General features: G+C 62.5%; 19 protein-coding genes. 7 read left to right on the top strand and 12 right to left on the bottom strand.

Features of this window, described 5'->3' with window-relative positions:
- Nucleotides 1–158: 158 nt before the first annotated feature.
- The 8 genes from OO306_RS05060 to OO306_RS05025 all read right to left on the bottom strand — a co-directional run bounded on the left by OO306_RS05060 (nucleotide 159) and on the right by OO306_RS05025 (nucleotide 10,307).
- Nucleotides 159–2,117, bottom strand: coding sequence for a DNA topoisomerase III (locus OO306_RS05060; protein ID WP_265967927.1), 1,959 nt, complete (start codon nucleotides 2,115–2,117; stop codon nucleotides 159–161).
- Nucleotides 2,118–2,352: 235 nt separating this feature from the next.
- Nucleotides 2,353–2,781, bottom strand: coding sequence for a GNAT family N-acetyltransferase (locus tag OO306_RS05055; RefSeq protein ID WP_027592744.1), 429 nt, complete (start codon nucleotides 2,779–2,781; stop codon nucleotides 2,353–2,355).
- Nucleotides 2,774–3,940 carry a cupin domain-containing protein gene (locus tag OO306_RS05050; RefSeq protein WP_252825065.1) on the bottom strand — a complete coding sequence of 389 codons (1,167 nt, stop codon included), beginning with the start codon at nucleotides 3,938–3,940 and terminating at the stop codon, nucleotides 2,774–2,776. Before OO306_RS05050 ends, OO306_RS05055 begins: the two co-directional genes overlap by 8 nt.
- Nucleotides 3,941–4,021: 81 nt before the next feature.
- Entirely contained in the window at nucleotides 4,022–5,392 is a 1,371-nt protein-coding gene (gene purB / locus OO306_RS05045) for an adenylosuccinate lyase (protein WP_027592742.1), read from the bottom strand.
- A gap of 237 nt (nucleotides 5,393–5,629) precedes the next feature.
- Nucleotides 5,630–6,256, bottom strand: a complete 627-nt coding sequence (gene hflD / locus OO306_RS05040) for a high frequency lysogenization protein HflD (RefSeq protein ID WP_027592741.1) — start codon at nucleotides 6,254–6,256, stop codon at nucleotides 5,630–5,632.
- A complete protein-coding gene (gene mnmA / locus OO306_RS05035) occupies nucleotides 6,253–7,377 on the bottom strand; it encodes a tRNA 2-thiouridine(34) synthase MnmA (RefSeq protein ID WP_027592740.1) in 1,125 nt (374 codons plus the stop codon). Before mnmA ends, hflD begins: the two co-directional genes overlap by 4 nt.
- A 59-nt stretch (nucleotides 7,378–7,436) precedes the next feature.
- Nucleotides 7,437–7,877 carry an NUDIX hydrolase gene (locus OO306_RS05030; protein WP_027592739.1) on the bottom strand — a complete coding sequence of 147 codons (441 nt, stop codon included), beginning with the start codon at nucleotides 7,875–7,877 and terminating at the stop codon, nucleotides 7,437–7,439.
- 204 nt (nucleotides 7,878–8,081) lie between these two features.
- On the bottom strand, nucleotides 8,082–10,307 hold the full coding sequence (locus tag OO306_RS05025) for an NADP-dependent isocitrate dehydrogenase (RefSeq protein WP_265967908.1): 2,226 nt from the start codon (nucleotides 10,305–10,307) through the stop codon (nucleotides 8,082–8,084).
- A 414-nt stretch (nucleotides 10,308–10,721) separates the two neighbouring features.
- Between OO306_RS05025 and icd the strand changes: the two genes are divergently transcribed.
- Nucleotides 10,722–11,978 (top strand): NADP-dependent isocitrate dehydrogenase, encoded by a 1,257-nt coding sequence (gene icd / locus OO306_RS05020; RefSeq protein ID WP_099428813.1) that lies wholly within the window; start codon nucleotides 10,722–10,724, stop codon nucleotides 11,976–11,978.
- 69 nt (nucleotides 11,979–12,047) lie between these two features.
- Here icd and cspD read toward each other — a convergent pair whose 3' ends face one another.
- A complete protein-coding gene (gene cspD / locus OO306_RS05015; RefSeq protein WP_265967907.1) occupies nucleotides 12,048–12,308 on the bottom strand; it encodes a cold shock domain-containing protein CspD in 261 nt (86 codons plus the stop codon).
- A gap of 230 nt (nucleotides 12,309–12,538) precedes the next feature.
- Here cspD and clpS point away from each other — a divergent pair, with 230 nt between their 5' ends.
- Together clpS and clpA are read left to right on the top strand one after the other, a co-directional pair.
- The gene (gene clpS / locus OO306_RS05010; RefSeq protein ID WP_003251220.1) at nucleotides 12,539–12,901 is read left to right on the top strand and encodes an ATP-dependent Clp protease adapter ClpS; all 363 of its coding nucleotides are present in this window, start codon (nucleotides 12,539–12,541) and stop codon (nucleotides 12,899–12,901) included.
- A gap of 30 nt (nucleotides 12,902–12,931) precedes the next feature.
- Nucleotides 12,932–15,202 carry an ATP-dependent Clp protease ATP-binding subunit ClpA gene (gene clpA, locus OO306_RS05005; RefSeq protein ID WP_027592735.1) on the top strand — a complete coding sequence of 757 codons (2,271 nt, stop codon included), beginning with the start codon at nucleotides 12,932–12,934 and terminating at the stop codon, nucleotides 15,200–15,202.
- Nucleotides 15,203–15,371: 169 nt separating this feature from the next.
- Here clpA and infA read toward each other — a convergent pair whose 3' ends face one another.
- From infA to aat, 3 genes are all read right to left on the bottom strand, one after another.
- On the bottom strand, nucleotides 15,372–15,590 hold the full coding sequence (infA, locus tag OO306_RS05000) for a translation initiation factor IF-1 (RefSeq protein ID WP_002553999.1): 219 nt from the start codon (nucleotides 15,588–15,590) through the stop codon (nucleotides 15,372–15,374).
- A gap of 102 nt (nucleotides 15,591–15,692) precedes the next feature.
- Nucleotides 15,693–16,400, bottom strand: a complete 708-nt coding sequence (locus OO306_RS04995; RefSeq protein WP_027592734.1) for an arginyltransferase — start codon at nucleotides 16,398–16,400, stop codon at nucleotides 15,693–15,695.
- Between the two features lie 56 nt (nucleotides 16,401–16,456).
- The gene (gene aat / locus OO306_RS04990) at nucleotides 16,457–17,137 is read right to left on the bottom strand and encodes a leucyl/phenylalanyl-tRNA--protein transferase (RefSeq protein WP_265967906.1); all 681 of its coding nucleotides are present in this window, start codon (nucleotides 17,135–17,137) and stop codon (nucleotides 16,457–16,459) included.
- Nucleotides 17,138–17,540: 403 nt separating this feature from the next.
- Between aat and OO306_RS04985 the strand changes: the two genes are divergently transcribed.
- The 4 genes from OO306_RS04985 (at nucleotide 17,541) to crcB (ending at nucleotide 22,346) form a co-directional block, all read left to right on the top strand.
- Nucleotides 17,541–19,952 (top strand): DNA translocase FtsK, encoded by a 2,412-nt coding sequence (locus OO306_RS04985; protein WP_172960345.1) that lies wholly within the window; start codon nucleotides 17,541–17,543, stop codon nucleotides 19,950–19,952.
- Between the two features lie 61 nt (nucleotides 19,953–20,013).
- Nucleotides 20,014–20,637, top strand: coding sequence for an outer membrane lipoprotein chaperone LolA (gene lolA, locus OO306_RS04980; RefSeq protein WP_027592731.1), 624 nt, complete (start codon nucleotides 20,014–20,016; stop codon nucleotides 20,635–20,637).
- A gap of 12 nt (nucleotides 20,638–20,649) precedes the next feature.
- Entirely contained in the window at nucleotides 20,650–21,975 is a 1,326-nt protein-coding gene (locus tag OO306_RS04975) for a replication-associated recombination protein A (RefSeq protein ID WP_085273001.1), read from the top strand.
- Nucleotides 21,972–22,346 carry a fluoride efflux transporter CrcB gene (gene crcB, locus OO306_RS04970; RefSeq protein ID WP_085273002.1) on the top strand — a complete coding sequence of 125 codons (375 nt, stop codon included), beginning with the start codon at nucleotides 21,972–21,974 and terminating at the stop codon, nucleotides 22,344–22,346. The genes OO306_RS04975 and crcB overlap by 4 nt, the downstream gene beginning before the upstream one ends.
- Nucleotides 22,347–22,353: the final 7 nt, after the last annotated feature.

Below are 22,353 nucleotides of genomic sequence, written 5' to 3'. Positions count from 1 at the left end.
GCCTCATGAAAATTATTGTGATTATTTTCATGAAAATTTAGCAGGTAAATTTCACGGCGCCAGTTCGCTGGTCGGGTTTTGTGCTTTTACAGTGTTTTGCTGCTGCCTGTGACGGCCTCTTCGCGGGCAAGCCCGCTCCCACAGGTACTGTGCAGGCTTCAGGTCGCTGCCTTTTTACGAGGTTGCCTTGGCTTGCCTGCTGCTGGTTTGCTTCCGGTGGCTTTACTTTTGCTGCCGCCCCGGCGCTTCTTTTTCCAAGGTGGCGCGGCGCCGGCCGCAGGCGCGGTAATAGTCATGCGCATGCCGCTGCAGCGCTCGACCAGCTTGCCCATCCAGGCTGACTGCCGGGCGACGAACTCTTCCAGGCTCATTTCACCGCTCTGCACCATGTCCAGTGCCTGCTCCCAGATGGCCGTGGTCCCGGGGTCGGCAATGGCCCTGGGTACGGCGTCGATGAGGCTGAAGGCTGCGGGCGTCGCGGACAAGGCCTTGCCGTTCTTGACCAGATAACCACGGTCGAGCAAGCCCTGGATGATGCTGGCCCGTGTCGCTTCGGTGCCGATGCCGGTGGTTTCCTTGAGCTTCTGCTTCAACCGCGGGTCATCTACCAGTTTGGCGACGTTTTTCATGGCCTTGATCAGGTCGCCTTCGGTAAAGGGCTTGGGTGGCTGGGTCCACATGTCCTTGAGTTGCAGCCCTTGCACGTTGCAGTCCTGGCCTTCGCGGAGGGCTGGCAGAACCTGGGCCGGCGGCGCCTCGCGGCCTTTGGCCGGGGCCAGCGCCTCGGGCAAGGCACGGCGCCAGCCAGGCTCGACGATTTGCTTACCCACGGCACGCAAGGCATGGCCTGCACAGTCGAAATCGGCCTGGGTGCGGTCGTACTCGTGGTTGGGCAGGAACTGCGCCAGGTAACGGGCACGGATGAGGGTATAGACTGCCTTGTACTTGGCGGGCAGGCGCGAGGGGTCGCTGGCCGCGGCAGTGGGGATGATGCCGTGGTGGGCACTGACCTTGGCGTCGTTCCAGGCGCGGGAGCGTCGCTGGGGCTCCAGGTGAGCCTGCAGCGGCGCCAGGCTGGCATCGGCGCGCTGCAGGGCGGCAAGGATGGCGGGGGCCTCGGCGTGCTGGCTCAGCGGCAGGTAACCACAGTCGCTACGCGGGTAAGTGATCAGTTTGTGGGTTTCGTACAGGGCCTGGGCGATGTCGAGGGTTTCCTGGGCGCCGAAGCCGAACTTCTTTGAGCACAGCTCCTGCAGGGTGCCCAGGTCGAAGGGCAGGGGGGCGGCTTCGCGTACGCGTTCAGTCGCCACCTTGGCCACGCGGGCAGTGCCCGCATTGCCCATGTCGGCGGCAGCCTGTTGCGCCAGCGCCTGGTTGAGGCACCGGCCCTGGTCGTCACAGGCATCTTCCGGGGCCCGCCACTGAGCGTTGAAGCCCTGGCCAGCCTGTTCGAGTTGCACGTCGATGGCCCAGAACGGTACCGGGACGAAGTCGGCGATGCTGCGATCACGGTCCACCACCAGGCGCAGGGTCGGGGTCTGTACCCGTCCTACCGGCAGTACGCCCTGGTAGCCGGATTGGCGCCCGAGCAAGGTGAACAGCCGGCTCATGTTCATGCCGATCAGCCAGTCGGCGCGGGAGCGGCCCAGCGCCGAGTGATAAAGGCTGAAGGTTTCCTGGCCCGGCAGCAGGCGTGCCAGGGCCTTGCGGATGGATGCGTCATCGAGGGCCGACAGCCACAGGCGCTGGATCGGCCCGCGGTAACGGCAGTGCTCGACCAGTTCGCGGGCGATCATTTCGCCTTCGCGGTCGGCGTCGGTGGCGATGACCAGCTCGCGCGCCTCGCCTAGCAGGCGTTTGACGGCCTTGAACTGGCTGGCGGTCTTAGGCTTGACCAGCATCTTCCATTTTTCGGGAATGATCGGCAGGTCGGCGAGGTTCCAGCGCTTGTAGCGTTCGTCATAACTGTCGGGCGGGGCGGTTTCGAGCAGGTGGCCGATGCACCAGGTGACGCAGACGTCGGTGCCTTGCCAGCAGCCGTCGGCCTTGCGGTTGGCGCCGAGCACTTTGGCGATGTCTTTTGCCTGGGAGGGTTTTTCGCAGAGGAACAGGCGCATGGCCGAGCACGCTTCATCGGGGGTGATGGGCACTAGGATGCGCAAGCAGGGGCGCAGAGGCAAGTTTTATCTGGATGGATGTACAGGTTTTTGTCAGTGGAGATGTATTGTCTTTGCTGGCCTCTTCGCGGGGCAAGCCCGCTCCCACAAGCCCTCCACTGCATTCAGGATCAGTGCAAGACTTGTGGGAGCGGGCTTGCCCCGCGAAGGGGTCAGTGAAACCACTGCTTATGGATCAGGCGCGCGAGTCGCGCACCATGTCCACATGCGGGATGCCGGCTTCAAGGAACTCTTCGCTGACTACGCGAAAGCCCAAGCGCTCGTAGAACGGCGTGGCGTGTACCTGGGCACTGAGCATCTGCTGCTTCAGGTCGCTGTTCTGGGCCTCGACGATGACCGCATTCATCAGTGCATCGCCAACCTTCAGGCCGCGCCAGTCCTTGAGCACCGAGACCCGGCCAATGGTGCCGTCAGGCAGCAGGCGGGCGGTACCGATCGGGTAGTCACCCTCCAGGGCCAGGAAGTGCACCGCGGTCGGATCGTCCGAATCCCACTCAAGCTCCGGTGGTACGTGCTGTTCGGCAATGAACACCGCCTCACGGATGCGGCGGATGTCGGCGTTGTCCTTATGCCAGTCGGCGAGGCGCACACGAATCTTATTCATTGGCGAATCCCAGGCTTCCTTGTTTGATCAGCTGCTGTACCAGCATAAGGCCATCTTCATCCTGCAGCCACTCTGCAAGGTTTTCGATGTGTAACGCATCGGCAGCACAGACCAGCTTCAGCAGCTCACGCAGTTTGGCCGGCAATGGGCAGCTGCGGCCGCTGGCGAACAGCATCAGGTCGTCGTTGAGCTCGGACCAGGCCATGCGCGCGCTTGGGTTGCGGATCAGGATGGCGCCATCTTCCAGCGCTTCGATCAGCTGTTCCTCAGTGAGCTCTTCACCCACGACCTGCTCCGGGTAGCGCGGCTCGGTCATGAACTGGCCGAACCAGGTCAGCAGCAGGTCTTTGTCACCCATGTGCTTGTCGAGCAGGCCTTTGAGGCGGTCGAGGGCGTCGTGCTGAATCTGGTGCGGGTCGCTGACCGGCTGGGCGTCGGCGTCGCTGTAGCGCTCTTCGTCCGGCAGGAACTGGCCGAGGAAGTCGGTGAAGTGGGTCAGCACTTCGGCAGCGCTTGGCGCGCGGAAGCCGACCGAGTAGGTCAGGCAGTCGTCTTCGGCTACGCCGTAGTGGGCCAGGCGCGGCGGCAGGTAGAGCATGTCGCCAGGTTCCAGGGTCCACTCACCGCTTTGTTCGAATTCGGCGAGGATGCGCAGGTCGGCGTGCTCGATCAGCGGGCTGTCGCTGTTGCACATCTGGCCGATCTTCCAGTTGCGCTTGCCGTGGCCTTGCAGCAGGAACACGTCGTAGTTGTCGAAGTGCGGGCCGACGCTGCCACCTGGGGCGGCGAAGCTGACCATCACGTCGTCGATGCGCCAGCTGGGCAGGAAGCGGAATTCTTCCAGCAGTTCGGCCACTTCCGGTACGAACTGGTCCACGGCCTGTACCAGCAAGGTCCAGTCACGCTCGGGCAGGGTGGCGAAGACTTCTTCTTCGAACGGGCCGCGGCGCAGCTCCCACGGGCGCTCGCCGTGTTCGAGCACCAAGCGCGATTCGACTTCTTCTTCAAGCGCCAGGCCGGCCAGTTCGTCGGGCTCGATCGGGCTGATGAAGTCGGGGAAGGCCTGGCGTACCAGCAGGGGCTTCTTCTGCCAGTAGTCGCGCATGAATTCGCGGGCCGAGATGCCGCCCAGCAGCTGCAGTGGAGTATCAGGATTCATGTTCAACCTATTGAAAAAACGTAATTTTCGTACGGGAATAAAAACGCCCGGCTAAGCCGGGCGTTGAACGCGTCGGTCAGCTTAGATGCGTTTGGCCTGCGCTGCCGCGTTACCGATGTAAGTGGCAGGGGTCAGCTGCTTGAGCTCGGCCTTGGCGTCGGCTGGCATGTCCAGGCCGTCGATGAAGGTCAGCAGCGCCTCAGGGGTGATGCCCTTGCCACGGGTCAGCTCTTTGAGCTTCTCGTACGGGTTCTCGATGTTGAAGCGGCGCATGACCGTCTGGATCGGCTCGGCCAGGACTTCCCAGCAGGCGTCCAGGTCGGCGGCGATACGTGCGGTGTTGACTTCCAGCTTGCCGATGCCCTTCAGGCTGGCTTCGTAGGCGATGACGCTGTGAGCGAAGCCCACGCCCAGGTTGCGCAGCACGGTGGAGTCGGTCAGGTCGCGCTGCCAGCGCGAGATCGGCAGCTTGCTGGCCAGGTGCTGGAACAGCGCATTGGCGATACCCAGGTTGCCTTCAGAGTTCTCGAAGTCGATCGGGTTGACCTTGTGCGGCATGGTCGACGAGCCGATTTCACCGGCGACGGTCTTCTGCTTGAAGTAGCCCAGGGAGATGTAGCCCCAGACGTCGCGGTCGAAGTCGATGAGGATGGTGTTGAAGCGGGCGATCGCGTCGAACAGCTCGGCGATGTAGTCGTGCGGCTCGATCTGCGTGGTGTACGGGTTGAACTGCAGGCCCAGCTCGTCTTCGATGAAGGCGCGGGCGTTGGCTTCCCAGTCGATCTGCGAGTAGGCCGACAGGTGGGCGTTGTAGTTGCCCACGGCGCCGTTGATCTTGCCCAGCAGTGGCACGGCGGCTACCTGAGCGATCTGGCGCTCCAGGCGGTACACGACGTTGGCCAGCTCTTTACCCAGGGTGGTCGGCGAAGCCGGTTGGCCGTGGGTGCGCGACAGCATCGGCACGTCGGCCAAGGCGTGGGCCTGGGCGCGGATGGCGTCGGCGATCTGGCGCATCAGCGGCAGCAGCACGTCGTCGCGGCCAGCGCGCAGCATCAGGGCGTGGGACAGGTTGTTGATGTCCTCGCTGGTGCAGGCGAAGTGGATGAACTCGCTAACCTTGGCCAGCTCAGGCAGTTGGGCAGCCTGCTCTTTGAGCAGGTACTCGATGGCCTTGACGTCGTGGTTGGTGGTGCGCTCGATTTCCTTGACGCGTTCGGCATGCTCGAGCTTGAAGTCGGTGGCCAGGGTGTCCAGCAGGGCGTTGGCTTCGGCGGAGAACGCCGGCACTTCGCCGATCTGCGGGTGGGCGGCCAGGCGCTGCAACCAGCGCACTTCGACCAGGGCGCGGAAACGGATCAGGCCGTATTCGCTGAAAATGGGGCGCAAGGCCTGGGTTTTGCCGGCATAACGGCCGTCTACAGGGGAAACCGCAGTGAGCGAGGAAAGCTGCATGGGGTGTTCTCGGACAGTCAGGCTTTTGGAAGGGCGCATATCATACATGAAAAAAGCGCCCGGGTCGGGTGGCTGACCAAAGGTCGGGCCTATAAAAACATCTCGCAGTGCCTTTGTGGGAGCGGCCTTGTGTCGCGAAAGGGTTGCGCAGCAGCCCCGGCAATCTTTGAGAGGCTGGGGCTGCTGTGCAAGCCCATTCGCAGCGCAAGGCTGCTCCTACAAGGGTCGGCGTTGCCTTCAGGAAGGCGTACGCATCATGTCGTACAGTTCGTTCAGCAGCTTGCGACGGCTGAACACCAGCTGCCAGCGATGGCCACCCAGCTGGCGCCACAGGCGCGCGGCGCGGATGCCGGCCAGCAGCAGGGCGCGGATTTTGGAGGCATTGCTGGCCTGCTGCAGGAAGCGCATGTCGCCGTGTACCTGGATACGCTGGCGCAAGGTGCTCAGGGTGTCCTGGTACAAGGCGCCACTGGAGGCGATGACGTTTTCATGAACCAGGCCAAAATGGTCGGCCTGTGACTGGATTTGCGGCAGGCGGTTGCCGATGGTGTCGAGCAGGTCGCCGCGCTTGGCCAGTTGGCGTTCCAGGCCCAACATGGACAGGGCATAGCGCAGGGGCTCGCGCTGCAGGCTGCTGGGGTCGCGCTCCAGGGCGCCGACCAGGGCGCGGTAGCCGTCCCGCAGGTTGAGGTCGTCACCGCCGAACACCTCCAGGGTGTCCTTGGGGTCGCGCACCAGCAGGCTACCCAGCATGCAGCCGATGTTGGCTTCGCTGGCCTGGCCGGTGCGGGCGATGCGGTCGACCAGCACGGCGGCCTGGAACACGCCGCCCAGGGCAATCAATTGCTCCTGCAGGTTGCTCATGCGCGCGGGCTCCAGGGCTCGGCAGTCTCGATCACGCCGCCGCCCAGGCACACCTCACCGTCATAGAACACCACCGACTGGCCTGGGGTGACCGCGCGTTGCGGTTCGTCGAACACGGCGCGGTAACCGCTCTCGGTCAGTTCCAGGGTGCAGTGCTGGTCGCTCTGGCGGTAGCGCACCTTGGCGGTGAGCTTGCGCGGGCTGCTGAGGTCGATCGGGTTGACCCAGTAGATTTCCGAGGCGAGCAGGGCGCGGGAGAACAGCCAAGGGTGTTCATTGCCCTGGCCGACCACCAACACATTGCGGGCCAGGTCCTTGTGCAGCACGTACCACGGCTCGTCGCCAGCGTCCTTCAGGCCGCCGATACCCAGGCCCTGGCGCTGGCCGATGGTGTGGTACATCAGGCCATGGTGGCGGCCGATGACTTCGCCGTCGGTGGTCTGGATTTCACCGGGCTGGGCTGGGAGGTACTGCTTGAGGAAGTCGCTGAAGCGGCGCTCGCCGATGAAGCAGATACCGGTGGAGTCTTTCTTCTTGGCGGTGGCCAGGCCATGCTTTTCGGCAATGGCGCGCACCTCTGGCTTTTCCAGCTCGCCGACCGGGAACAGGGTGCGGGCGATTTCTTTGCCGCCAACCGCATGCAGGAAGTAGCTCTGGTCCTTGTTCGGGTCGAGCCCCTTGAGCAGCTCGGTGAGCGCGCCGGTGTCGCGACGGCGCACGTAGTGGCCGGTGGCGATCAGGTCGGCGCCCAGCGACAGGGCGTAGTCGAGGAACGCTTTGAACTTGATTTCGCGGTTGCAGAGGATGTCCGGGTTGGGCGTGCGGCCGGCTTTGTACTCTTCGAGGAAGTGCTCGAAGACGTGGTCCCAGTACTCGGCGGCGAAGTTGGCGGTGTGCAGCTTGATGCCGATGCGGTCGCACACGGCCTGGGCGTCGGCCAGGTCTTCACGGGCTGTGCAGTATTCGGTGCCGTCGTCCTCTTCCCAGTTCTTCATGAACAGCCCTTCCACCTGGTAGCCCTGCTCCATGAGCAGAAGGGCGGAGACGGAGGAGTCCACGCCGCCGGACATGCCGACGATGACGCGGGTCTTGGCGGGGTCTTTGAGTGCTGGGCTGGTCATGGCTACCGATGTGTATCAGAGGGGAAAAACGCCGATTCTATCAAACCCGAGGCTGCACGTCAGTCGCGCAGCAGCGTGAGGCTGTGCAGCGGGCCGGCGAGGTAGTCGTCGAGGCAGCGCGGCACCAGCTCGCTGCGCCAGCGGGTGGGGTCGGCCAGCAGCTCGTCGCGGGTCAGCCAGACGGCGCGGACGATGTCGCTGTCCAGTGCCAGGTCGGCATGGTGGCGCACGGGGCGGGCGGCGAAGCAGATGCGCTGATAAGTCACGCCATTGCTGGGGGCGGTGTACAGGTAGATGCCGACCACGCCGGTCAGTTCGACTTCCCAGGCGGTTTCTTCGAGGGTTTCGCGCAGGGCGGCCTGGGGCAGGGTTTCGTTGGGTTCGAGGTGGCCGGCGGGTTGGTTGAAGACGTGCTGGCCGGCTTTGAATTCTTCGACGAACAGGAATTTACCTTCGTGCTCGACGAGGGTGGCGACGGTGATGTGGGGTTGCCAGGTCATTGAAGTGTCCTTGTCGATTGCCGGGACCGCGTTGCGGTCCATCGCCGGCAAGCCAGCTCCCACAGGTGATGCATAAAACTCAGGGTATGCACATTGCCTGTGGGGGCTGGCTTGCCGGCGATGGGCTGCAAAGCAGCTCCCAAGATCCAGAAAGCACAAACCCCGGTGCGTGGCCGGGGTTTGTGGGGTTACTTCAAGCGGACCTTACAGGGCGGCAATGGCGCTGTTGAAGGTCTGGCTTGGGCGCATCACCTTGGCGGTCAGCTCGGCATTCGGGGCGTAGTAGCCACCGATGTCGGCCGGCTTGCCTTGAACGGCGTTGAGCTCGGCGACGATGGTCGCTTCGTTCTCGGCCAGGGCTTTTGCCAGCGGTGCGAAGCGCGCCTGCAGGGCAGCGTCGTCAGCCTGAGCAGCCAGGGCCTCGGCCCAGTACAGGGTCAGGTAGAAGTGGCTGCCGCGGTTGTCGATACCACCGACTTTGCGCGAAGGCGACTTGTTGGTGTCGAGGAACTTGCCGGTGGCCTGGTCCAGGGTGTTGGCCAGGACTTTGGCGCGCGGGTTGTCGTAGGTGTTGCCCAGGTGCTCCAGGGAAGCGGCCAGGGCCAGGAATTCACCCAGCGAGTCCCAACGCAGGAAGTTCTCTTCAACCAGCTGCTGCACGTGCTTCGGTGCCGAACCGCCAGCGCCGGTTTCGAACAGGCCACCGCCGTTCATCAGCGGGACGATCGACAGCATCTTGGCGCTGGTGCCCAGCTCCATGATCGGGAACAGGTCGGTCAGGTAGTCGCGCAGCACGTTGCCGGTCACCGAGATGGTGTCCTTGCCTTCGCGGATGCGAGCCAGGGAGAACTTGATGGCATCGACCGGTGCCAGGACACGGATGTCCAGGCCAGCGGTGTCGTGATCCTTCAGGTACTTCTGGACTTTCTCGATCATCACGCCGTCGTGGGCGCGAGCCGGGTCCAGCCAGAACACCGCCGGGGTGTTGCTCAGGCGGGCACGGTTGACGGCCAGCTTGACCCAGTCTTGGATCGGCGCGTCTTTGGTCTGGCACATGCGGAAGATGTCACCAGCTTCGACGTTCTGCTGCAGCACGACCTGGCCTTTGCCATCGACCACACGAACCACGCCATCGGCCTGGATCTGGAAGGTCTTGTCGTGGGAGCCGTACTCTTCGGCTTTCTGCGCCATCAGGCCAACGTTCGGCACGCTGCCCATGGTGGTCGGGTCGAAGGCACCGTTGACTTTGCAGTCTTCGATGGTGGCCTGGTAGATGCCGGCGTAGCAGCGGTCCGGGATGATCGCCTTGGCGTCTTGCAGCTCACCGGCGGTGTTCCACATCTTGCCCGAGTCACGGATCATGGCCGGCATCGAGGCGTCGACGATGACGTCGCTCGGCACGTGCAGGTTGGTGATGCCTTTGTCGGAGTTGACCATGGCCAGGGCCGGGCGAACAGCGTACAGGGCCTGGATGTCGGCTTCGATCTCGGCCTGCTTGTCAGCTGGCAGGTCCTTGACGCGGGCGTACAGGTCGCCGATGCCGTTGTTGGCGTTGAAGCCCACTTCAGCCAGTGCAGCGGCGTGCTTGGCCAGCACGTCGTTATAAAACTCTTCGACGATGACGCCGAACATGATCGGGTCGGAGACCTTCATCATGGTGGCTTTCAGGTGCACCGACAGCAGCACGCCGGAGGCCTTGGCATCGGCGATCTGCTCGGCGATGAAGGCTTTCAGGGCTTTGCGGCTCATGGTCGCGCAGTCGACGATTTCGGCAGCCTTGACCGCGGTCTTGGCTTTCAGGACGGTGGTGGTGCCGTCTTTGGCGACCAGCTCGATGCGCAGGCTGTCGTCAGCCTCGATCAGGGCGGCCTTTTCGCTGCCGTAGAAGTCGCCTTGGGTCATGTGGGCAACGTGCGACTGCGAGTCGGCAGCCCAGGCGCCCATCTTGTGCGGGTGCTTGCGTGCGTAGTTCTTGACCGACAGCGGCGCGCGGCGGTCAGAGTTGCCTTCGCGCAGTACCGGGTTAACGGCGCTGCCTTTGATGCGGTCGTAACGGGCGCGAGATTCTTTTTCGGCCTCGGTGGACGGCTCGTCGGCGTAGTCAGGGATGTTGAAGCCCTTGCCTTGCAGTTCCTTGATCGCGGCCTTGAGCTGCGGTACCGAGGCGCTGATGTTCGGCAGCTTGATGATGTTCGCTTCAGGCGTGGTAGCCAGTTGGCCCAGTTCCGCCAGGTGATCGCCTACTTGCTTCTCGGCGCCCAGTTGCTCCGGGAAAGCCGCGAGGATACGGCCAGCCAGGGAGATGTCGCGAGTTTCGACGGCGATGTCAGCGGAAGCGGTGAAGGCTTCGACGATCGGCAGCAGCGAGTAGGTGGCGAGGGCGGGGGCTTCGTCGGTGAAGGTATAGATGATCTTGGAACGGGTGGGCATGCGGGTTAACTCTCTATGTGCTGAGCGTACTCGAGTCTCGAGGTGCGCAGGGTAGGCGCTTCGCCCTGGCGACGCCATGAGCGGAAAGTCGAGAGGCTGCGAGCGGTGATGGTGGATGCATCAGTCGAGCGTCAAGTGCTGAGCTGCGGTAACAGCCCAGGCTTTGTGGCCGTTCTTGGCCAAGGGCGAGCCGCATTTTCCTAGGGATCGCCCCAATGACCCTTCGGTCGCGGCGGAGTATATCAAACCCTTTGGGCTAATCAGCAAGGCCAAGTGACATCGGCGCCATTTATAAGACCAAAGACGTAGGGGCAATGTGGCGCGATGTCGCAGCCCTTGCAGGTCAGCAGATGTGGTTTAGGCTCATTGGATTGCAGGATGTCCAATCACACCCGAAAGCGGAGTAGTGCAAGCATGGGATACCAGAAAATCAAGGTTCCGACCGACGGCACCAAGATCACCGTCAATGCAGACCATTCGCTCAATGTGCCCGATAACCCCATCATTCCTTATATCGAAGGCGATGGGATTGGCGTCGATGTCTCGCCGGTGATGATCAAGGTCGTGGACGCCGCCGTGCAGAAGGCCTACGGCGGCAAGCGCAAGATTGCCTGGATGGAGGTGTACGCGGGCGAGAAGGCCACCCAGGTCTATGACCAGGACACCTGGCTGCCGCAGGAAACCCTCGATGCAGTGCGCGAGTACGTGGTGTCGATCAAGGGCCCGCTGACCACGCCGGTTGGGGGCGGTATCCGCTCGCTGAACGTGGCGTTGCGCCAGCAGCTTGACCTGTACGTGTGCCTGCGCCCGGTGGTGTGGTTCCAGGGCGTGCCGAGCCCGGTGAAAAAACCGGGCGATGTCGACATGGTGATCTTCCGCGAGAACTCCGAAGACATCTACGCCGGCATCGAATGGAAAGCCGGCTCGCCCGAGGCGAACAAGGTGATCAAGTTCCTCAAGGAGGAAATGGGCGTCACCAAGATCCGTTTCGACCAGGACTGCGGTATCGGCGTCAAACCCGTTTCCCGCGAGGGCACCAAGCGCTTGGTGCGCAAGGCTCTGCAATACGTGGTGGACAACGACCGCGAGTCGCTGACCCTGGTGCACAAGGGTAACATCATGAAGTTCACCGAAGGGGCCTTCAAGGATTGGGGCTACGAGGTGGCCCGTGACGAGTTTGCTGCCGAGCTGCTCGACGGCGGCCCCTGGATGACGTTCAAAAACCCCAAGACTGGGCGTAAGGTCATCGTCAAGGATGCCATCGCCGACGCCATGCTCCAGCAGATCCTGCTGCGCCCGGCCGAATACGACGTGATCGCCACCCTCAACCTCAACGGCGACTACCTGTCCGACGCCCTGGCGGCAGAGGTGGGTGGTATTGGCATTGCGCCGGGTGCCAACCTGTCGGATACCGTGGCCATGTTCGAGGCCACCCACGGCACCGCGCCCAAGTACGCCGGGCAGGACAAGGTCAACCCGGGGTCAGTGATTCTGTCTGCAGAGATGATGCTGCGCCACATGGGCTGGACCGAGGCGGCCGACCTGATCATCAAGGGCACCAATGGCGCGATTGCCGCCAAGACCGTGACCTATGACTTCGAACGCCTGATGGACGGGGCGACGCTGGTGGGCAGCTCGGGCTTTGGCGATGAGATGATCAAGCATATGTAAGGCAAGAGAAAACCGGTCGCCTGGCTAAAGAGGCGACCGGTTTTTTCGTATACCCACACGGAGCAGTGGTCAGGCTCTGGCGGTTTCGCTTGCGGTCTGGCCTTGGGCCTTGGCAGCCGCAGTGGCAGCGGCGTCCTTTATGTTGACCGCGTGCAGGCCTTTGGGGCCCTGGATGATGTCGAACTCCACGGACTGGCCAGCCTTCAGCGTCTTGTATCCGTCCATCTGGATGGCCGAGTAATGAGCGAAAAGGTCATCGGATTTACCTTCCTCGTTGATGAATCCGTAGCCCTTGGCATTGTTGAACCACTTGACTTTACCGCTTGCCATCCCTATGTCCCTCTGCAAAGGACTCCATCACTGGAGTATCATCCACTTCATCCGCATACGAACCATGCGAAAAATCTGGTTGACTGCGCGGATCTTTATCGACCACGGTGGGTTCTTATTGGTTGTAACACCGTTTTGCCGATAGTCAAGGTCATGCGGCGCGTGCGCCGGAGGCTGACTTTGCGCTCAACCCACAACTTTAACCTGTCGATCATGATGAAATTCTTTCCATGCATGCACCTAGTGAGATTCGACTAACATTCAATCAGGATCGCCCGCAATCGAATGAGGACGACGGCTCAGGTCTTGCTGTCCAGGAAGCCAAGCCGATCCTGCAGGCGCCACCGATGTACAAGGTGGTTTTGTTCAACGATGACTACACACCAATGGATTTCGTCGTCGAAGTGCTCGAGACGTTCTTCAGTCTGAACCGCGAGCTGGCGACCAAGATCATGCTGACCGTCCATACCGAGGGGCGGGCAGTGTGCGGATTGTTTACCCGTGACATCGCCGAAACAAAGGCCATGCAGGTCAACCAATACGCCAGGGAAAGCCAGCATCCGCTACTCTGTGAAATCGAGAAGGACGGTTAATCGCCGACCACTTGGGTATGAGGTGAAGCTATGTTAAACCGCGAGCTCGAAGTCACCCTCAATCTGGCCTTCAAGGAGGCTCGTTCGAAGCGTCATGAGTTCATGACCGTCGAACATCTGCTGCTGGCGCTCCTTGACAATGAGGCTGCTGCGACCGTTCTGCGCGCCTGTGGCGCCAATCTCGACAAACTCAAGCACGACCTGCAAGAGTTCATCGATTCCACCACACCCCTGATTCCGGTCAACGACGAAGACCGCGAAACCCAGCCGACCCTGGGCTTCCAGCGTGTGCTGCAGCGTGCCGTGTTCCATGTGCAGAGCTCCGGCAAGCGCGAAGTGACCGGCGCCAATGTGCTGGTGGCGATCTTCAGCGAACAGGAAAGCCAGGCTGTGTTTCTGCTCAAGCAGCAGAGCGTGGCCCGTATCGACGTGGTCAACTACATTGCTCACGGTATTTCCAAGGTGCCGGGCCATGGCCCCAACACCGAAGGCGACCAGGAGATGCAGGACGAGGACGGTGGCGAAACGTCATCGTCGAGCAACCCGCTGGATGCCTATGCCAGCAATCTGAACGAACTGGCACGTGCCGGGCGCATCGACCCGCTGGTGGGCCGTGAGCAGGAAGTCGAGCGTGTTGCGCAGATCCTGGCGCGCCGGCGCAAAAACAACCCGCTGCTGGTCGGTGAGGCCGGGGTGGGCAAGACGGCCATCGCCGAAGGCCTGGCCAAGCGTATCGTCGACGGCCAGGTGCCTGACCTGCTGGCCCAGAGCGTGGTGTATTCCCTCGACCTGGGTGCACTGCTGGCCGGTACCAAGTACCGCGGCGATTTCGAGAAGCGCTTCAAGGCGCTGCTCGGCGAACTGCGCAAACGCCCGCAGGCGATCCTGTTCATTGACGAGATCCACACCATCATCGGCGCCGGTGCGGCTTCCGGTGGGGTCATGGATGCGTCCAACCTGCTCAAGCCGCTGCTGTCGTCTGGCGACATTCGCTGCATCGGTTCGACCACCTTCCAGGAATTCCGCGGCATCTTCGAGAAGGACCGTGCCCTGGCGCGGCGTTTCCAGAAGGTCGATGTCAGCGAGCCTTCGGTGGAAGACACCGTGGGGATCCTGCGCGGGCTCAAGGGCCGGTTCGAGAGCCACCACAACATCGAGTACAGCGACGAAGCCCTGCGCGCCGCTGCAGAGCTGGCCTCGCGCTACATCAACGACCGGCACATGCCGGACAAGGCCATCGACGTGATCGACGAGGCGGGTGCCTATCAGCGCCTGCAGCCTGAGGCAAACCGAGTCAAGCGTATCGAAGTGCCACAAGTCGAAGACATTGTCGCCAAGATCGCGCGGATTCCGCCGAAGCATGTCACCAGTTCAGACAAGGAGCTGCTGCGCAACCTTGAGCGTGACCTGAAGCTGACCGTGTTCGGGCAGGACGCGGCCATCGACTCGCTGGCGACGGCGATCAAGCTGTCCCGTGCGGGGCTCAAGGCGCCCGACAAGCCGGTGGGTTCGTTCCTGTTCGCCGGGCCTACCGGTGTCGGCAAGACCGAAGCGGCGCGGCAGTTGGCCAAGGCGCTGGGTGTGGAGCTGGTGCGCTTCGACATGTCCGAGTACATGGAGCGGCATACCGTTTCGCGCTTGATCGGTGCACCGCCTGGCTATGTCGGGTTCGACCAAGGTGGCCTGTTGACCGAGGCGATCACCAAGCAGCCGCATTGCGTGTTGCTGCTGGACGAAATCGAGAAGGCGCACCCTGAAGTCTTCAACCTGCTGCTGCAGGTGATGGACCACGGCACGCTGACCGACAACAACGGGCGTAAGGCAGACTTCCGTAACGTGATCCTGATCATGACCACCAACGCCGGGGCAGAGACTGCGGCGCGGGCTTCGATCGGGTTTACCCATCAGGACCATGCGTCCGATGCCATGGAAGTCATTCGCAAGAGCTTCACGCCGGAGTTCCGCAACCGCCTGGACACCATCATCCAGTTTGGCCGCCTGAGCCACGAAACCATCAAGAGCATCGTCGACAAGTTCCTTATCGAACTGCAGGCGCAGCTGGAAGATAAACGTGTGCTGTTGGAGGTCAGTGATGAAGCACGCGGCTGGCTGGCGGCGTCGGGCTACGATGTGCAGATGGGGGCACGGCCGATGGCGCGGCTGATCCAGGACAAGATCAAGCGGCCGCTGGCTGAAGAGATCCTGTTCGGTGAGCTGGCCGAGCATGGCGGCGTGGTGCACGTCGACTTGCGCGATGGCGAGTTGGTGTTTGACTTCGAGACCACGGCTGAGGTGGCGTGACAGCGGGGGCCGCTTTGCGGCCCATTCGCAGCGCAAGGCTGCTCCTACAGGGTGTCACATTCCCAGGTAGGAGCAGCCTTGCGCTGCGAATGGGCTGCAAAGCAGCCCCAACCATTCTTGCAGGCACAAAAAAGCCCGGCACTTGGCCGGGCTTTTTCATGGCTTGGGCTTAGCGCGCACGATACGTGATGCGGCCTTTGCTCAGGTCGTAAGGTGTCAGTTCGACGCGGACCTTGTCGCCAGTGAGAATACGGATGTAGTTCTTGCGCATCTTTCCGGAGATGTGCGCGGTTACGACGTGCCCGTTTTCCAACTCCACGCGGAACATGGTGTTGGGCAGGGTGTCGACGACAGTACCTTCCATTTCGAAGCTGTCTTCTTTCGACATGCAGTTGAGCCCTCGGTGTCCAGTGTTGGCCCGACGCATAACCGCACCGGGCAAAAAAGTGGCGTGGATTATGCCGGAAAATAGTATTTCAAGCCAATGCTTTCAGTTGAGGGTGACCCAGCGCTGGTTGATCAGCAGCTCGATGGGGCGATACTGGGTCTTGTAGTTCATCTTCTTGCAGTTCTTGATCCAGTACCCGAGGTAAACCGCCTCCAGGTTCTGCCGAAGGGCTTCGGTGATCTGCCAGAGGATGGCGAAACGGCCCAGGCTGCGGCGCTCTTCATCGGGCTCGTAGAAGGTGTAGACCGCCGACAAGCCGTTGGGCAGCAGGTCGCATACCGCCACCGCCAGCAGGCGCCCTGCCAGGCGGAACTCGTAGAACCAGCAGAAGGGCAGGTCACGTACCAGGAAGGTGGAAAACTGATCACGGCTGGGCGGGTACATGTCGCCGTCGGCATGACGGGTTTCGATGTAGCGCCGGTACAGGTCGAAATACTCTTCCTTGAACGCCGGGCGTGCGGCGGTCACGGTCAAGTCGGCGTTGCGCTTGAGAATGCGCCGTTGCTGGCGGTTGGGGATGAAGCGCGCCGCCGGAATGCGTGCTGGCACACAGGCGTTGCAGTTTTGGCAATGGGGGCGGTACAGGTGATCGCCACTGCGCCGAAAACCCATCTCCGACAGGTCGGCGTACACGTTCACGTCCATTGGCTGGCTGGGGTCGAGAAACAGCGTGGTTGCCTGCTCCTCGGGCAGGTAGCTGCAGGAGTGGGGTTGAGTGGCATAAAACTTCAACCGCGCCAACTCTGTCATGATCAACCCCTTCGGTGAGACTTTGCCTTAAGTGTAAGCCAGCTCTGAGAACTCGCCTAGGGAACCCAGGTGGCGCTGTTGGGCTGGTCGAGGTAGCGGGCCAGGTAGTCGGCAAAGTCGGCGCGGCTGATGGCGCGCGCGCCCAGGCTGTGCAGGTGGTTGGTCGGCATCTGGCAGTCGATCAGCACAAAACCGGCCTGGCGCAGGTGTGCGACCAGCGTCACGAAGCCGACCTTGGAGGCATTGTCGGCGCGGCTGAACATCGATTCGCCGAAGAACAGGCGGCCCATGGCCAGGCCGTACAGGCCGCCGACCAGCTCACCGTCCTGGCGCACCTCCACCGAATGGGCGTAGCCAAGCCGGTGCAGCTCGCAGTAGGCCGCGCGCAGGGTGTCGGTGATCCAGGTGCCGTCGGCGTAGTCACGCGGCGCGGCGCAGGCGGCGATCACGCCGGCGAAGTCGGTGTCGAAACTGACCTGGTAATGGCCCTGTCGCATGAACTTGGTCAGCGAGCGCGAGACGTGCAGTTCGTCTGGCAGCAGCACGGTGCGAGGGTTGGGTGACCACCAGAGGATCGGCTGGCCGTCCTGGTACCAGGGGAAGCAGCCGTGGCGATAGGCCTGCACCAGGCGCTCGGGGCTCAGGTCGCCGCCGGCGGCGAGCAAGCCGTTGGGTTCGTGCAGGGCCTTTTCCAGGGGCGGAAAGGTCAGCGAGTCGCGGGTCAGCCAGGTAAGCATGGTCTATCGTGCGGTGGGGGAGGGGGGTGGTCAGCATGGCGTGGCTGAAAAGCAGGGTCAATCACTGCGGTTCATTCGCCGTAGCGCAGGCAGCCCTTTAGGCATTTTCCTACACATTCATGAGGCCTCAGGCACCATCCGAGACATTTGCTGTCACACCTGTGCAAAAACACAGCATAAGCCTTTGTCACAAAAGAAAATGCATGCTCAAATTGCAGCTAAGTGAAAGCAGCCCCCTCAAGCCCATGTGCGGCGCGCCGCCATGGCGGCTGGCGGGCAGTAATGTTAAAAGTAGTGGTTCATTGGCCAGACACCGGCCGATCACTATTGGACGCGCAGCACGCGCAGGAATAGACGCGTTTTGAAGAAATCCACCGCAACTCCAGCTCCCTTGCCAGTGCCTATGTGGCGGCAGCAGCTGCACTATCGTCTCAAGGAAGGTGCGTTGATCGCTGTCGGCGCCCTGTGCCTGTACCTGTGGATGGCGCTGCTGACCTACGACACTTCCGACCCTGGCTTCAGCCACACCAGCAACATTGACCAGGTGCAAAACGCCGCCGGGCGAGCAGGGGCCTACTTCGCCGACATCCTGTTCATGGTGCTGGGCTATTTCGCCTACATCTTCCCGCTGCTGCTGGCGATCAAGACCTGGCAGATCTTCCGCGAGCGCCACCAACCCTGGGAGTGGAGCGGCTGGCTGTTCTCCTGGCGCCTGATCGGGCTGGTGTTCCTGGTGCTGTCGGGCGCAGCCCTGGCGCATATCCATTTCCACCCGCCGGCGAGCATTCCGTTCTCCGCGGGCGGTGCCCTCGGCGAAAGTCTGGGCGAACTGGCGCGCAGCCTGTTGAACGTGCAGGGCAGCACGTTGATGTTCATTGCCCTGTTCCTGTTTGGCCTGACGGTGTTCACCGACCTGTCCTGGTTCAAAGTGATGGACCTTACCGGCAAGATCACCCTCGACCTGTTCGAGCTGGTGCAAGGCGCCGCCAACCGCTGGTGGGAAGCCCGCAACGAGCGCAAGCGCCTGGAGGCGCAATTGCGTGAGGTGGATGAACCGAGTTTCAACACCGCGCCAGCGGCTGCGCAGAAGCGCGAGCCGGTCAAGCCTCAGCTGCGTGAGCGTAGCGTCGAGCGCGAAGAGGCGCCCGCCCGGCCTGCCCCGACACGCGAACCCGTGGTGGCGCGCGAGACAGTGGTGCCCCGCGAGCAACCTGCGGCGCCAGTGATCATCCCGCCAGCCCCGGCCAAGGCGCCGGAGCCGAGCAAGCGGGTGATGAAGGAAAAACAGACCCCGCTGTTCGTCGACAGCGCTGTGGAAGGCACGTTGCCGTCGATCTCCATTCTCGATCCGGCCGAGCAGAAAAAGATCGAGTACTCGCCAGAATCCCTGGCCGGTGTTGGCCAGTTGCTGGAAATCAAGCTCAAAGAATTCGGCGTGGAAGTCTCGGTGGACTCCATCCACCCAGGCCCGGTCATTACCCGCTACGAAATCCAGCCCGCGGCAGGGGTCAAGGTCAGCCGTATCGCCAACCTGGCCAAGGACCTGGCGCGCTCGCTGGCGGTGACCAGTGTGCGCGTGGTCGAGGTGATCCCGGGCAAGACCACCGTGGGTATCGAGATCCCTAACGAAAACCGGCAGATGGTGCGCTTCTCTGAAGTGCTGTCGTCGCCGCAGTTCGACGAGTCCAAGTCGCCGGTTGCATTGGCCTTGGGCCATGACATCGGTGGCAAACCGGTGATCACCGACCTGGCCAAGATGCCGCACCTGCTGGTGGCCGGTACTACCGGTTCTGGTAAGTCGGTGGGTGTGAACGCGATGATCCTGTCGATCCTGTTCAAGTCTGGCCCGGAAGACGCGCGGCTGATCATGATCGACCCGAAGATGCTCGAACTGTCGATCTACGAAGGCATCCCGCACCTGTTGTGCCCGGTGGTCACCGACATGAAGGACGCCGCCAACGCGCTGCGCTGGAGCGTCGCCGAGATGGAGCGGCGCTACAAGCTGATGGCCGCGATGGGCGTGCGTAACCTGGGCGGCTTCAACCGCAAGATCAAGGACGCTCAGGAGGCCGGCGAGGTCATCCACGACCCGCTGTACCGTCGCGAGAGCATGGACGACGAGCCACCCGCGCTGAAGACCCTGCCGACCATCGTGGTGGTGGTCGACGAATTCGCCGACATGATGATGATCGTCGGCAAGAAGGTCGAAGAACTGATCGCCCGTATCGCCCAGAAAGCGCGGGCCGCCGGTATTCACCTGATCCTCGCCACCCAGCGCCCGTCGGTTGACGTCATCACCGGCCTGATCAAGGCCAACATCCCGACGCGCATGGCGTTCCAGGTGTCGAGCAAGATCGACTCCCGCACCATCATCGACCAGGGTGGCGCCGAGCAGTTGCTCGGTCACGGTGACATGCTGTACATGCCGCCCGGTACCAGCCTGCCGATCCGCGTGCACGGTGCGTTCGTTTCCGATGACGAAGTGCACCGCGTGGTGGAAGCCTGGAAGCTGCGTGGTGCGCCGGACTACAACGACGACATCCTCAACGGCGTCGAAGAGGCCGGCAGCGGCTTCGAAGGCGGCGGCGGTGGTGGTGACGGCGACGATTCGGAAAGCGATGCACTGTATGATGAAGCCGTGCAGTTCGTGCTCGAGAGCCGCCGTGCCTCCATTTCCGCTGTGCAGCGCAAGCTGAAGATCGGCTACAACCGTGCCGCACGCATGATCGAGGCAATGGAGATGGCCGGCGTGGTCACCCCGATGAACAGCAACGGCTCGCGGGAAGTGATAGCCCCAGGCGGCCCGCGCGATTGATGAACACCTTGCCGGGCGCCTGCTGGGCGCCTGGCTCATTTACTGTCCTACGAGGATTTCCATGCGCGCGATTCGCATGCTGTTGGTTTCTGCCCTGGCCATGGGCTCTGTGTCGGCCCATGCCGGCGAGTTGGACGTGAAGCGCCTGACCCAGTTGCTGGAAAAGTCGCAGACGATCGATGCCAATTTCTCTCAGCTGACGCTGGGTGCCGATGGCACCAGCCTGCAGGAGACCAAGGGCCAGATGACCGTCAAGCGCCCGGGCCTGTTCTACTGGCACACCGATGCCCCGCAGGAGCAGGTGGTGGTGTCTGATGGCAAGATGGTCACCCTGTGGGACCCGGACCTTGAGCAGGCCACCATCAAGAAGCTTGATGTACGCCTGAACCAGACCCCGGCGCTGCTGCTGTCCGGTGACGTGTCGAAGATCAGCCAAAGCTTCGACATCGCGTCCAAGGAGCAGGGCGAAGTCATGGATTTCACCTTGAAGCCGAAAACCAAGGACACCTTGTTCGACTCCCTGCGCGTGTCGTTCCGCAAGGGCCTGATCAATGACATGCAGCTGATCGACAGCGTCGGCCAGCGGACCAACATCCTGTTCAGTGGGGTGAAGGCCAACCAGGCAGTGCCTGACAGCAAGTTCAAGTTCGATGTCCCGAAAGGCGCGGATATCATCCAGGAGTAACCGGAGCCCGTGATGGACCTGTTTCGAAGCGAACCCGTCGCCCAGCCCCTGGCTGCTCGCCTGCGCCCGTCCAACCTGGACGAGTACGTTGGCCAGGAGCACCTGCTGGCGCGCGGCAAGCCGCTGCGCGAAGCGCTGGAGCAGGGGGCGTTGCACTCGATGATCTTCTGGGGGCCGCCCGGGGTGGGCAAGACCACCTTGGCGCGGCTGTTGGCGCAGTTCTGTGACGCGCACTTCGAAACGGTCTCGGCGGTACTGGCAGGGGTCAAGGAGATTCGCCAGGCGGTCGAGGTGGCCAAGCAGCAGGCGGCCCAGTATGGCCGCCGCACCATCCTGTTCGTCGACGAAGTGCACCGCTTCAACAAGTCGCAGCAGGACGCCTTTTTGCCCTACGTGGAAGACGGCACGCTGATCTTCATTGGTGCCACCACCGAAAACCCGTCCTTCGAGCTCAACAATGCGTTGCTTTCGCGCGCGCGGGTGTACGTGCTCAAGAGCTTGGACGAGCCGGCGCTGCGCAAGCTCGTCGATCGTGCCTTGAGCGAAGAGCGCGGCCTGGGCAAGCACAACCTGCAGGTGGGCGACGAGGCCTTCAAGATGCTCATGGCTGCCGCCGACGGCGATGGCCGGCGCATGCTCAACTTTCTCGAAAACGCCTCGGACCTGGCTGAAGATGGCAGCGAAATTGGCGTCGAGCTGCTGCAAAGCCTGCTCGGTGACAGCCGTCGGCGCTTCGATAAGGGCGGCGAGGCGTTCTATGACCAGATCTCGGCGTTGCACAAGTCGGTGCGTGGCTCCAACCCCGATGCCGCGCTGTATTGGTTCGCGCGCATGCTCGATGGAGGGTGCGACCCGCTGTACATCGCCCGCCGCGTGGTGCGCATGGCCAGCGAAGACATCGGCAACGCCGACCCGCGTGCCCTGAGCCTGTGCCTGTCGGCGTGGGACGTGCAAGAGCGCCTGGGCAGCCCCGAGGGTGAGCTGGCCGTGGCCCAGGCCATCACCTATATCGCCTGTGCGCCAAAGAGCAATGCGGTGTACATGGGCTTCAAGACTGCCCTGCGCGAGGCGGCCGAGCATGGTTCGCTGGAAGTGCCGCTGCACCTGCGTAACGCCCCGACCAAGTTGATGAAGCAATTGGGCTACGGCGACGAATACCGCTATGCCCATGACGAGCCCGATGCCTACGCTGCGGGCGAGGATTACTTCCCCGATCAGCTTGAGCCCCGCCAGTATTACCAACCCGTACCCCGTGGCCTGGAGCTGAAAATCGGCGAGAAGCTACGGCACCTGGCCGAGCTGGATCGCAGCAGCCCCCGGCAACGGAGAAAACCGTGATTGCATTGATCGCCGCCGTCAGTGCAGGCGGCATCGCCGGCACGTTACTGCGCTTCGCCACCACGAACTGGGTGGTTGCCCACTGGCCACGGCACTTCTATCTCGGTACGCTGGCGGTCAATTTGATCGGCTGCCTGTTGATCGGCCTGCTGTATGGCCTGTTTTTGCACAAGCCCATGGTCCCGGTCGAGCTGCGCGCGGGCCTGATCGTCGGCTTCCTGGGCGGCTTAACCACGTTTTCCTCCTTTTCGCTCGATACCGTACGCCTCATGGAAAGCGGGCAGATGCCCCTGGCTTTGGGCTATACCGGTATCAGCGTGGTGGGCGGGCTGCTCGCGACCTGGGCTGGCCTGTCCTTGACCCGATTCTGAACCAACA

This window comes from Pseudomonas sp. DCB_AW, from assembly GCF_026240895.1.
Taxonomy (GTDB): Bacteria; Pseudomonadota; Gammaproteobacteria; order Pseudomonadales; family Pseudomonadaceae; genus Aquipseudomonas; species Aquipseudomonas kermanshahensis.
The sequence above is the reverse complement of the archived record's forward strand: the minus strand, read 5'-3'. Positions and strand labels throughout refer to the sequence as shown.

Excerpts from the sequence above, each read along its gene's own strand:
- OO306_RS05060 (WP_265967927.1), bottom strand. The coding sequence starts at position 2,117 with ATGCGCCTGTTCCTCTGCGAAAAACCCTCCCAGGCAAAAGACATCGCC.
- infA (WP_002553999.1), bottom strand. The coding sequence starts at position 15,590 with ATGTCGAAAGAAGACAGCTTCGAAATGGAAGGTACTGTCGTCGACACC.
- cspD (WP_265967907.1), bottom strand. The coding sequence starts at position 12,308 with ATGGCAAGCGGTAAAGTCAAGTGGTTCAACAATGCCAAGGGCTACGGA.
- mnmA (WP_027592740.1), bottom strand. The coding sequence starts at position 7,377 with ATGACCAGCCCAGCACTCAAAGACCCCGCCAAGACCCGCGTCATCGTC.
- lolA (WP_027592731.1), top strand. The coding sequence starts at position 20,014 with ATGCGCGCGATTCGCATGCTGTTGGTTTCTGCCCTGGCCATGGGCTCT.
- hflD (WP_027592741.1), bottom strand. The coding sequence starts at position 6,256 with ATGAGCAACCTGCAGGAGCAATTGATTGCCCTGGGCGGCGTGTTCCAG.
- icd (WP_099428813.1), top strand. The coding sequence starts at position 10,722 with ATGGGATACCAGAAAATCAAGGTTCCGACCGACGGCACCAAGATCACC.
- aat (WP_265967906.1), bottom strand. The coding sequence starts at position 17,137 with ATGCTTACCTGGCTGACCCGCGACTCGCTGACCTTTCCGCCCCTGGAA.
- clpS (WP_003251220.1), top strand. The coding sequence starts at position 12,539 with ATGCATGCACCTAGTGAGATTCGACTAACATTCAATCAGGATCGCCCG.
- OO306_RS04995 (WP_027592734.1), bottom strand. The coding sequence starts at position 16,400 with ATGACAGAGTTGGCGCGGTTGAAGTTTTATGCCACTCAACCCCACTCC.
- clpA (WP_027592735.1), top strand. The coding sequence starts at position 12,932 with ATGTTAAACCGCGAGCTCGAAGTCACCCTCAATCTGGCCTTCAAGGAG.
- OO306_RS05025 (WP_265967908.1), bottom strand. The coding sequence starts at position 10,307 with ATGCCCACCCGTTCCAAGATCATCTATACCTTCACCGACGAAGCCCCC.
- OO306_RS05030 (WP_027592739.1), bottom strand. The coding sequence starts at position 7,877 with ATGACCTGGCAACCCCACATCACCGTCGCCACCCTCGTCGAGCACGAA.
- OO306_RS04975 (WP_085273001.1), top strand. The coding sequence starts at position 20,650 with ATGGACCTGTTTCGAAGCGAACCCGTCGCCCAGCCCCTGGCTGCTCGC.
- purB (WP_027592742.1), bottom strand. The coding sequence starts at position 5,392 with ATGCAGCTTTCCTCGCTCACTGCGGTTTCCCCTGTAGACGGCCGTTAT.
- OO306_RS05055 (WP_027592744.1), bottom strand. The coding sequence starts at position 2,781 with ATGAATAAGATTCGTGTGCGCCTCGCCGACTGGCATAAGGACAACGCC.
- OO306_RS05050 (WP_252825065.1), bottom strand. The coding sequence starts at position 3,940 with ATGAATCCTGATACTCCACTGCAGCTGCTGGGCGGCATCTCGGCCCGC.
- OO306_RS04985 (WP_172960345.1), top strand. The coding sequence starts at position 17,541 with ATGTGGCGGCAGCAGCTGCACTATCGTCTCAAGGAAGGTGCGTTGATC.